This window comes from Streptomyces sp. NPDC059037 (genome assembly GCF_042740015.1).
In the GTDB taxonomy this organism is placed as follows: Bacteria; Actinomycetota; Actinomycetes; order Streptomycetales; family Streptomycetaceae; genus Streptomyces.
Genome location: NZ_JBHYIG010000356.1, coordinates 1 through 8992, shown reverse-complemented (window position 1 = coordinate 8992; position 8992 = coordinate 1). Strand labels below are relative to the sequence as shown.

The following is an 8992-nucleotide window of genomic DNA, read 5'->3' as shown; positions in this document are numbered from 1 at the left end:
CATGCTCCAGTCGATCCGGCCGGTCAGGTCGGATCGACTGGACAGCCGGGTGGATGTTGTGCCCCCGGGCCGCCGCCCCCCCCCCCCCGGGGCTCCCCTCCTTCATCAGGAGCGGACCCCGTGGTGAGGGCGGAAACCGACTGTGCGTCAGCTCGCCGCGACGGGCAGGACGGAGCCCTTGTACTTGTCCTCGATGAACTGCTTCACCTCGGGTGAAGTGAGCAGTTTCGCCAGCTTCTTGACCCGTGGATCGTCCTCGTCGCCCTTCTTGACGGCGAGCACGTTGTTGTACGGGTTGTCCTTGGGCGACTCGAGAAGAATGGCGTCCTTCTTGGGGCTCAAGTCGGCGTCGAGGGCGTAGTTGTTGTTGATGACCGCGGCGTCGACGTCCTCCAGGGAACGCGGCAACTGGGCGGGCTCCAACGGCTTGATGGTGAGCTTCTTCGGGTTGGACGTGATGTCCTGGGGCGTGGCGGTGCCGCCGACGCCCTTCTTGAGCCCGATGACGCCCTTGGACGCGAGGAGTTGCAGCGCCCTGCCCTCGTTGGTGGTGTCGTTGGGAACGGCGACGGTCGCTCCGGCCGGCAGGTCGGCGACGTCCTTCGTCTTGTTCGCGTACACCCCCATCGGGGGCAGATAGACCTCGGTGACCGGCGCGAGATCCGTCTTCTTGGACTCGTTGAAGTCCTTCAAGTACGGGGCGTGCTGGTAGAGGTTGGCGTCGAGGGACCCTTCCTGGAGCGCGGTGTTCGGTGCGACGTAGTCGGTGAACTCCGTGATCCGGAGGTCGAGTCCCTCCTTCTTCGCGAGGTTGTCCTTGATGTACGTGAGGACTTCGCCTGCCGGGGTCGGGGTGGCGCCGACGACGAGCGTGTCGCCGTCGCCGCCTCCCGAGCCCGAATCGGAGCCGCAGGCGGTCAGGCCGAGCGACAGGGCGAGCGCCCCGGCCGCGGCGGCCATGACGGGCGTACGCATGATCAGAACGCCGCGACGACGGCGCCGTCGTACTTGTCGTCGATGAACTTCTTGACCTCGGGCGAGGTGAGGAGCTTGGCGAGCTTCTTCACGCGCGGGTCGTTCTCGTCGCCCTTCTTCACGGCGAGGAAGTTGCCGTAGGGGTTGTCCTTGGCCTTCTCGGCGACGAGGGCGTCCTTGGCGGGGCTGAGCGCGGGCTTGGCCTCCAGGGCGTAGTTGCCGTTGATCACCGCGGCGTCGACGTCACCCAGGCTGCGCGGCAGCGTGGGGGCCTCGAGCTCCTTGAACTTGATGTTCTTGGGGTTCTTGGCGATGTCCTTGGGGGTGGCTTCGTAGCCGACGCCCTTCTTGAGCTCGATGAGGCCGTTGTCCGCGAGGAGCTTGAGCGCGCGGGCCTCGTTGGTGGTGTCGTTCGGGACGGCGACGGTGGCGCCGTCCTTCAGGTCACCGAGCTTCTTGAGGCTCTTGGAGTACACGCCGAGCGGCTCCAGGTGAACCGTGGCCCCGGGGACGGGCACGATGTCCGTGCCGTTCTTCTTGTTGAAGTCGTCGAGGTACGGCTTGTGCTGGAAGTAGTTCGCGAAGACCTCGCCCTGCTGGACGGCGGTGTTCGGCGTGACGTAGTCGGTGAACTCCTTGACCTCGAGGTCGAGGCCGGCCTTCTTGGCGAGGTTCTTCTGGACGTAGTCCAGGATCTCGCCCTGCGGCGTCGGGGTCGCGGCGACGACGAGCTTGCCGTCCTTGTCGCCCGCGGCGGAGCCCTTGTCGGAGCCACAGGCGGAGAGCCCGAGGGTGAGGGCTCCGGCGGCGAGGACAGCGGTGGTGATCTTGGCGGTGTTACGCACGAAAAGTGCCTTTCTCCATGGATGGTGCTCTGTGGTGCAGCCCCGCGTGGGTGTGCGGGGTGGGTTCAGAAGCCTTCGGGTCTCAGGAAGCCTTCGGGCCTCAAGAGGCCTTCGAGGGCGCGACCTTGAGGAAGCGCAGGCGCGGTGCGGCGCCGGAGCGGCCGCCTCGCCGGTGCAGGCTGCGGGCCGCGTAGTCGCCCGCGAACTGGATGATCGAGATGACCACGGCGAGGATCGCCACGGTGATCCACATCAGCTCGGTCTCGAAGCGCTGGTAGCCGTAGCGCAGGGCGAGGTCGCCGAGGCCGCCGCCGCCGACCGTGCCCGCCATCGCGGAGTAGCCGATGAGGGCGACGATCGTGGTGGTGGCGCCCGCGATCAGCGAGGGCAGCGACTCCGGGACGAGGACCTTGCGTACGACGGTCCAGGTGGAGCCGCCCATCGACTGGACGGCCTCGACGAGCCCGCCGTCGACCTCACGGATCGAGGTCTCGACGAGCCGCGCGAAGAAGGGGATGGCGCCGATGGCGAGCGGCACGAGGGCGGCCTCGCGGCCGATCGTGGTCCCGACGATCCAGCGCGTGAAGCCCATCAGCGCGACCATGAGGATGATGAAGGGCATCGAGCGGACGATGTTCACGATCTGCCCGATCGCCTTGTTGAGGAAGGCGTTCTGCAGGAGACCGCCGCGCTCGGTGAGGACGAGCAGGATGCCGAGCGGCAGTCCGGCGACGACGGCTATCAGCGTCGACCAGCCGACCATGTAGAGGGTGTCCCAACAGGCCTGCTCCAGCAGGGGCTGCGTCTCCGACCAGGTCACTTGGCACCTTCCTTGACCAGCAGCGTGGCGTCCTGCGGTACAGGCGCTTCATGTCCGGCGACCTCGACCTGAAGGCCCTGCTCGCGCAGGAAGCCGATCGGGACGACGTTCTCCTCGAAGCGTCCCGGCAGTTCGATGCGCATGCGGCCGACCTGCCGGCCCGCGACGGTGTCCATCGCGGCGCCGAGGATCGAGATGTCGATGTTGTACGTGCGCGACAGCTGGGAGATGACCGGCTGGGTCGCGGCCTCGCCGTGGAAGGTCACGTCGACGACGGTGCGGTCCTCGCCGGTGGCGTCGCCGCTGACCGGGAAGAGCGCGGCGGCCAGCTGGGAGCCGGGCGTCGCGAGCAGCTCGGTGACGGTGCCCGACTCGATGATCCGGCCGTTCTCCATCAGGGCGGCAGAGTCGCAGACACTCTTGACGACGTCCATCTCGTGCGTGATCAGCAGGACGGTCAGGCCGAGCTGCCGGTTGAGGTCGCGCAGGAGCTGGAGGATGGAGCGGGTGGTCTCCGGGTCGAGGGCGCTCGTCGCCTCGTCGGAGAGCAGCACCTTCGGGTCGCCGGCGAGCGCGCGGGCGATGCCGACGCGCTGCTTCTGGCCGCCGGAGAGCTGCGCCGGGTAGGACTTGGCCTTGTCGGCGAGGCCGACCAGGTCGAGCAGTTCAAGCGCCTTGTGGGAGCGCTCGGCGCCGCTGAGGCCGAGGATCTCCAGGGGCAGTTCGACGTTGTCCTGCACGGTGCGCGAGGACAGCAGGTTGAAGTGCTGGAAGACCATGCCGATGCGGCTGCGGGCACGGCGCAGGTCCTTGCTCGCGCGGCTCCCGCGGCCGGCGAGCGCGGTGAGGTCCTGTCCTGCGACCGTCACGGTGCCGGAGGTGGGACGCTCAAGGAGGTTGACGCAGCGGATCAGCGAGGACTTTCCGGCGCCTGACTGGCCGATGACGCCGTACACCTCGCCTTCGCGGACGTGCAGATCGACGCCGTCGAGAGCAGTTACTTCACGACCGCGTGAGCGGTAGACCTTGGTGAGGCCGGAAGTGGTGATCACAGGGGTTTCCGTCACTGTCGAGTGCGCGGCCGGGTTGAGGCCGGGCACGGGGCATTCGTGGGGAACGCGGCACGGTTTCTCGCGGTGGCGAAAAGAACCGGAGGACGTGTGCGCGGGGCAGGCTCGCTTCCTACGTCATGTACAGCGGGCGTACGTCGCGTAGGGGCGTGGCACAGCGGCTTCGCTTCGGGGCGCGAGGCTCAGGGGTGGTGCAGGGGCCCTCAGAAGGCGCACATTCGACACATACAACGAGCACCGGGCGTCGTGATCGCCTCGGTCGCAGGGGTGCGGTAGCTCGTCGTGGTCATGCGGAACAGTAAAACACGCGTGCGCTCGCCGCCCGCCACCGCTGTCCGGTATACGGACAGCCGGTGGACAGGCGCGGACACCGGCGGGCGGGCCCTCAATCCCGGGTGGTGATCTCCACGCCACCCGCGATGGCCTGCGCGGACACGCCCGAGAGGTCCTTGACGACGACGTCCGCGGAGAGCTCGTGGGCCTGGTGCGTTGTGGTCAACGCCACGGTCGTCATGCCGGCCGCGCGCCCCGCCGTGAGACCGGCGGGCGCGTCCTCGAACACCACGCAGCGCGCCGGGTCGACGCCGAGCCTCCGTGCGGCGAGCAGGAAGGGCTCCGGGTCGGGCTTGCCGCGCGTGATGTCGTCGGCGGCGATGAGCATCTTCGGGCGGATGCCGACCTCCGCGAGCCGGGCCTCGGCGAGGCGGCGCCCGGCGGAGGTGACGACGGCCCAGCGCTCCGGGGGCAGCGACTCGAGGAGCTCGCGGGTGCCGGGCAGCAGGACGACGCCGCCGGCGACGTCCGAGACCTCGAGCTCCTCTATGCGCAGCACGGCCTCGGCCACGCGCCCGGCGGGCAGCAGATCGGCGATGATCTCGGCGGCGGGCCGGCCGTGCAGCTCGACCCGCGCGAATTCCTCGGCGGTGATCCCGTACTCGTGCGCCAGGCGCGTCCAGCAGCGGTACACCGACTCCAGGGAGGAGACGAGGGTTCCGTCGTTGTCGAACAGGAGCGCTTCAGCCTGGATCTTCATGGTGTCCGAGCCTACGGGGCACCCCTGGGGCGGGCGCATCGGGTCGAAGGGCCCGTAATAAAGTCGACGGCATGCTTGTTGCCCTGACGATCGCGACCTCGGTGGCCGCGCTCGCGCTCGCCGCGTGGTGCGGTTTCGCCGCCTACCGGGACCAGCCGACCAAGGACTGGCACTTCATCGGGATGGGCGTGGTGACCTTGCTCGCCACCGTCCAGCTGATCGTCGGCATCGTCCAGCTGGCCCGCGGCGAGGAGCCCGCGCAGGGCACGACGATCTTCGTGGCGTATCTGATCGGTTCGTTCGCCTGCATCCCGGCGGCGGGCTTCATGTCGCTTGCGGAGCGCACCCGTTGGGGCTCGATCACCGTCGCCGCCGGTGGCGTGGTCCTCGCCGTGCTCGAAGTGCGGCTCTACGACATCTGGGGAGGCTGACGTGACGGTGACCGAGCCCGACAAGGACGGGGCGGCTCCGGCCCGCCAGAAGCTCATCACCGGACCCGGCATCCTCCTGGTCTGGCTGTACGGCGTGATGGTCGTCGGCGCCGTGTCGCGCTCCGCCGTGCAGATCTCGTCGGACTTCGACAAGGCCCCGCTCGCGTACACGCTGTCCGCGATCGCCGGGCTCGTCTACGGCTTCATCACGTACTCGCTGGTCCGCGGCGGCGAGAAGGCCCGCAGGGCGGCGCTGGTGTGCTGCGCCGCCGAGCTGGTGGGCGTCCTCGCCGTGGGCACGTGGACGCTCGTCGAGCCGTCCGCCTTCCCCGACGCGACGGTCTGGTCGGACTTCGGCATGGGCTATCTCTTCATCCCGGTGATCCTGCCGGTCACCGCCATGTTCTGGCTGAACAAGGCGCGCAGGGCTACGCGCTAGCGACGTAGGTGTCGGCCTCCGTGTCCTTGGAGAGCGTGACCAGCGTCAGGCGTTCGTTGACCCGCCGGGTGCCCACCGCGGTGTAGCCGTGCTTGCGGTAGAGCTGGAGGTTCTGCTCGCTGCGGTGCCCGGTGAAGAGCTGGAAGCACTTGGTGCCGCCGCCCGCGCCGAGCCGCTGCTCTATCGCCTCCAGGAGCCGGCCGCCCAGGCCGTGCCGCTGCATCCGGGGATGGACGATGAGCTTGTTGATCCGCGCCGTGCCGTCGGGGTCGACCGTGCCGCGCACGGAGGCCACCACTTCGTCGCCGAGCCGCGCCACCAGGACGTCGCCCGTGGCCAGTTCGGCCTTGATGGAGTCGAGGGTCTGCGTGAGCGGCTCGATGGAGTAGTCGCCGTACAGCTCGGCCTCGCTCTGGTAGCACAGGTACTGCAGTTTGAGGATCTTCTCGGCGTCCTGTCCGTCCGCCGCCGAGATCGTCACACTCATGCCCATGTGTGCATGCCTCCCGCTCACCTGCTCCGCCGGTTGTCTAACGCTCCTTTCCCCGCGGTTCAGGAGCTGCAACCTCCGCCGCGAGCATTCTGCGCAGGCATCCCAGGCATCGGGAACGTTCCGGCCCCAGACTGCCCTGTGACATTCCCAACTCGCCTGCGATCTCCCGGTAGGTGAGGTCCTCGGGGGACAGAAGTGCCGCCATCAGGCCGGGGCAGCGTCCTGGCAGCCTGCGGACCGCCGCGTGCAGGGTGCGGTCCCGGTCGGCCCGCAGGGCGCGCTGCTCGGGGCCGCACTCGATGTCGTCGGCGGGTTCGGTCGCGTACCGCACCTCGCGCTCCGCCGTACGCCGGCTGCGCCGCGCCTCGGCGGCGACGGCGCCGCGCAGCCAGGTGGCCGGGTCGGCGGGTGGGCCGTCGGCGTCCATCCGTTCCAGGAGGCGCAGCCAGACGGCCTGTTCGAGGTCGCCCGGGTCGGCGCCGGAGCCGAGGGCGGCGGCGGACGCCTCGGCGGCGAGGAGCGGGCGCAGTGCGGGGATGAGCTGGGTGGTCATGCCCGCCGGGACGCGGCCGCCCCGGCGGCAGGTTGCCGGAGCGGCCGTCTCTCACCCCAACCGGGGCCGGGCGATCAGCTGTTGACGAAGTCGGCGGCCGCGAGCAGCGCGGTGTCCGGGTTGTCGGAGAAGATGCCGTCGATGCCCGTCTCGAAGTACGCCTTGAAGGCACCGAAGGCGTCGCCGTAGGCGGCCGGGTCGGTGCCCTTCCTGAAGTTCGTGGGCAGGAAGGTGTTCTCGTTGCGCATCGTGTACGGGTGCAGGACAAGGCCCGCCGCGTGCGCGTCCTTGACCAGCGTGGACGGGGTGCCGAGGCTGCCGTCCGGGTTCTTCGGGATGACGAGGTCGAGGGTGGGGCCGATGCCCTGTGCGTACGACGCCATCCACGTGAGGCCATCGGGCTTGATGAGATCGGCGACGGTGCGCGGGTCGCCCGCCTCGACGAAGTCCCAGGGCCGTGAGGCCGCGGTGGACAGGAGCACCACCAGCGGCGCGTCGACCAGCTTGTTCAGGCGCTGGATGCTGCTCGGCTCGAAGGACTGCAGGAAGTTCGGCGCGTCCTTCTTGTGCCGGCCGTACTTGCGCAGGAGCTTGGCGAGCGGCTCCTCCAGGCCGAGGCCCAGCTTGCGGAAGTACGTGGGGTGCTTGGTCTCGATGTGCAGCCAGATCTGCTTGCCGTGCTTGCGCCCCTGCTTGTCGGCCCACTGGAAGACCTCTTCCAGGGTGGGCACGTCCCAGCGGCCGTCGTAGAGCGTGTTGCGCTGGCGGGTGCCCGGGATGCGCTCCTTGGCGCGCAGCGTCTTCAGCTCGGCGAGCGTGAAGTCCTCGGTGAACCAGCCCGTGAAGGAGGTGCCGTCCACGGACTTGGTGGTCTTGCGGGACGCGAACTCGGGGTGCGCCGAGACGTCCGTCGTCGCGGTGATGTCGTTCTCGTGACGGCATACGAGATGGCCGTCCTTGGTGGGCACGACGTCCTGCTCGATGACGTGGGCGCCCATGTCGAGGGCGAGCTGGTACGAGCCGAGCGTGTGCTCGGGGCGGTACCCGCTGGTGCCGCGGTGCGCGACGACCGTCGGCACCGGCAGGGTCTTGTAACCCCCGTGTCCGTGCTTCGCGTCGGCTCTCGCCACGCCGGGCAGCCCCACGACGGCTGTGCCCGCCCCGAGCACCGCCGCCCCGAGCACCGCGCGCCGCCCCGGCCGCTGCTCCCCCGACCCCGACTGACCCGACTGCTGCTTAGCCATTGAGCGCTCCTCCCGATGTGCTGCCTTGCACCTGACAAAGCGGCACGATCGTAGGTGCCGCCGCGTGACGGATGGGAGACCCTGGGCCGAACGGAAGGGTGATGCGGGATGGCTACTGGTGTGCGGGGCCCGTCACGTCATGGCTGCGCGTGACTGCGGCGCGTGACAAGGACCACTAGTACGCGCCACTTGTCCCCCACGGGGATACCGTCGTCCCAGGGAGGACGTTCCAAGGGCAACACCACGCAAACCCAGGTCAACTCTGCGTATCGAGTAGATGAACCCGATGTGCGGTGAGCGGGGACCCGCGAGTATCGTCCTCACCTGCACATACTCGTCGTCGACCCGTTGACACCGGAGGGCCCGTTGTCCCGTCTCGCGCTCATCAAGGCAGTGCTCGGACCGATCTTGCGTCTGATGTTCCGCCCACGGGTGGAAGGCGCCGAGAACATTCCGGGCACCGGTCCGGTCATCATGGCCGGAAACCACCTCACGTTCATCGACTCGATGATCATGCCTCTGGTGTGCCCGCGTCCGGTGTTCTTCATCGGCAAGGACGAGTACGTCACGGGCAAGGGCATCAAGGGCCGCCTGATGGCCTGGTTCTTCTCCGGCGCCGGCATGATCCCCGTGGACCGCGACGGCGGCCACGGCGGTGTGGCGGCGCTGATGACGGGGCGGCGCGTCCTTGAGGAGGGCAAGCTCTTCGGCATCTACCCGGAGGGCACCCGTTCCCCCGACGGCCGCCTGTACCGCGGCCGCACGGGCATCGCGCGCCTCACCCTGATGACCGGCGCGCCCGTCATCCCCTTCGCGATGATCGGCACGGACAAGCTCCAGCCGGGCGGCAAGGGACTCCCCCGGCCCGGCCGGGTGACGGTCCGCTTCGGCGAGCCGATGGAGTTCTCGCGCTACGAGGGCATGGACCGCGACCGCTATGTGCTGCGGGCGGTGACGGACTCCGTGATGACGGAGGTCATGCAGCTGTCCGGTCAGGAGTACGTGGACATGTACGCCACGAAGGCGAAGGCCGCGTAGCTCTGCCTTCGCCTGCGGGCCGTCCGTGGCTGGTCGCGCAGTTCCCCGGGG

At 69.1% G+C, this 8992-nt stretch carries 11 protein-coding genes; 3 read left to right on the top strand and 8 right to left on the bottom strand.

Features of this window, described 5'->3' with window-relative positions; all coding sequences use genetic code 11:
• Positions 1-147: 147 nt before the first annotated feature.
• The 5 genes from ACFWY6_RS41480 to ACFWY6_RS41460 form a co-directional block, all read right to left on the bottom strand.
• Positions 148-975 carry a MetQ/NlpA family ABC transporter substrate-binding protein gene (locus ACFWY6_RS41480; RefSeq protein ID WP_384701890.1) on the bottom strand — a complete coding sequence of 276 codons (828 nt, stop codon included), beginning with the start codon at positions 973-975 and terminating at the stop codon, positions 148-150.
• A 2-nt stretch (positions 976-977) separates the two neighbouring features.
• Positions 978-1820, bottom strand: a complete 843-nt coding sequence (locus ACFWY6_RS41475) for a MetQ/NlpA family ABC transporter substrate-binding protein (protein ID WP_384701887.1) — start codon at positions 1818-1820, stop codon at positions 978-980.
• Between the two features lie 100 nt (positions 1821-1920).
• Positions 1921-2640, bottom strand: a complete 720-nt coding sequence (locus ACFWY6_RS41470; protein WP_384701884.1) for a methionine ABC transporter permease — start codon at positions 2638-2640, stop codon at positions 1921-1923.
• Positions 2637-3692: a methionine ABC transporter ATP-binding protein gene (locus ACFWY6_RS41465; protein ID WP_384701880.1), complete on the bottom strand. Its 1056-nt coding sequence runs from the start codon at positions 3690-3692 to the stop codon at positions 2637-2639. The genes ACFWY6_RS41470 and ACFWY6_RS41465 overlap by 4 nt, the downstream gene beginning before the upstream one ends.
• Before the next feature lie 403 nt (positions 3693-4095).
• Positions 4096-4743 (bottom strand): HAD family hydrolase, encoded by a 648-nt coding sequence (locus tag ACFWY6_RS41460; RefSeq protein ID WP_384701876.1) that lies wholly within the window; start codon positions 4741-4743, stop codon positions 4096-4098.
• Between the two features lie 71 nt (positions 4744-4814).
• On the opposite strand from ACFWY6_RS41460, the gene ACFWY6_RS41455 reads away from it, so the two are divergent.
• Both ACFWY6_RS41455 and ACFWY6_RS41450 read left to right on the top strand, forming a co-directional pair.
• Entirely contained in the window at positions 4815-5174 is a 360-nt protein-coding gene (locus tag ACFWY6_RS41455) for a hypothetical protein (protein ID WP_266868947.1), read from the top strand.
• Position 5175: 1 nt separating this feature from the next.
• Positions 5176-5613 carry a hypothetical protein gene (locus tag ACFWY6_RS41450; protein ID WP_384701872.1) on the top strand — a complete coding sequence of 146 codons (438 nt, stop codon included), beginning with the start codon at positions 5176-5178 and terminating at the stop codon, positions 5611-5613.
• Here the strand turns inward: ACFWY6_RS41450 and ACFWY6_RS41445 are convergent.
• The 3 genes from ACFWY6_RS41445 to ACFWY6_RS41435 form a co-directional block, all read right to left on the bottom strand.
• Complete coding sequence (locus ACFWY6_RS41445; RefSeq protein ID WP_384701869.1) at positions 5603-6106, bottom strand: GNAT family N-acetyltransferase; 504 nt, start codon at positions 6104-6106, stop codon at positions 5603-5605. The two genes, ACFWY6_RS41450 and ACFWY6_RS41445, sit on opposite strands and share 11 nt — an antisense overlap.
• Positions 6107-6143: 37 nt before the next feature.
• Positions 6144-6659, bottom strand: a complete 516-nt coding sequence (locus tag ACFWY6_RS41440; protein ID WP_384701867.1) for an RNA polymerase sigma factor — start codon at positions 6657-6659, stop codon at positions 6144-6146.
• A 74-nt stretch (positions 6660-6733) separates the two neighbouring features.
• Positions 6734-7903: a glycerophosphodiester phosphodiesterase gene (locus ACFWY6_RS41435; RefSeq protein ID WP_384701864.1), complete on the bottom strand. Its 1170-nt coding sequence runs from the start codon at positions 7901-7903 to the stop codon at positions 6734-6736.
• Positions 7904-8320: 417 nt separating this feature from the next.
• Between ACFWY6_RS41435 and ACFWY6_RS41430 the strand changes: the two genes are divergently transcribed.
• The gene (locus ACFWY6_RS41430; RefSeq protein ID WP_384701861.1) at positions 8321-8941 is read left to right on the top strand and encodes a lysophospholipid acyltransferase family protein; all 621 of its coding nucleotides are present in this window, start codon (positions 8321-8323) and stop codon (positions 8939-8941) included.
• The last annotated feature ends 51 nt before the right edge of the window (positions 8942-8992 follow it).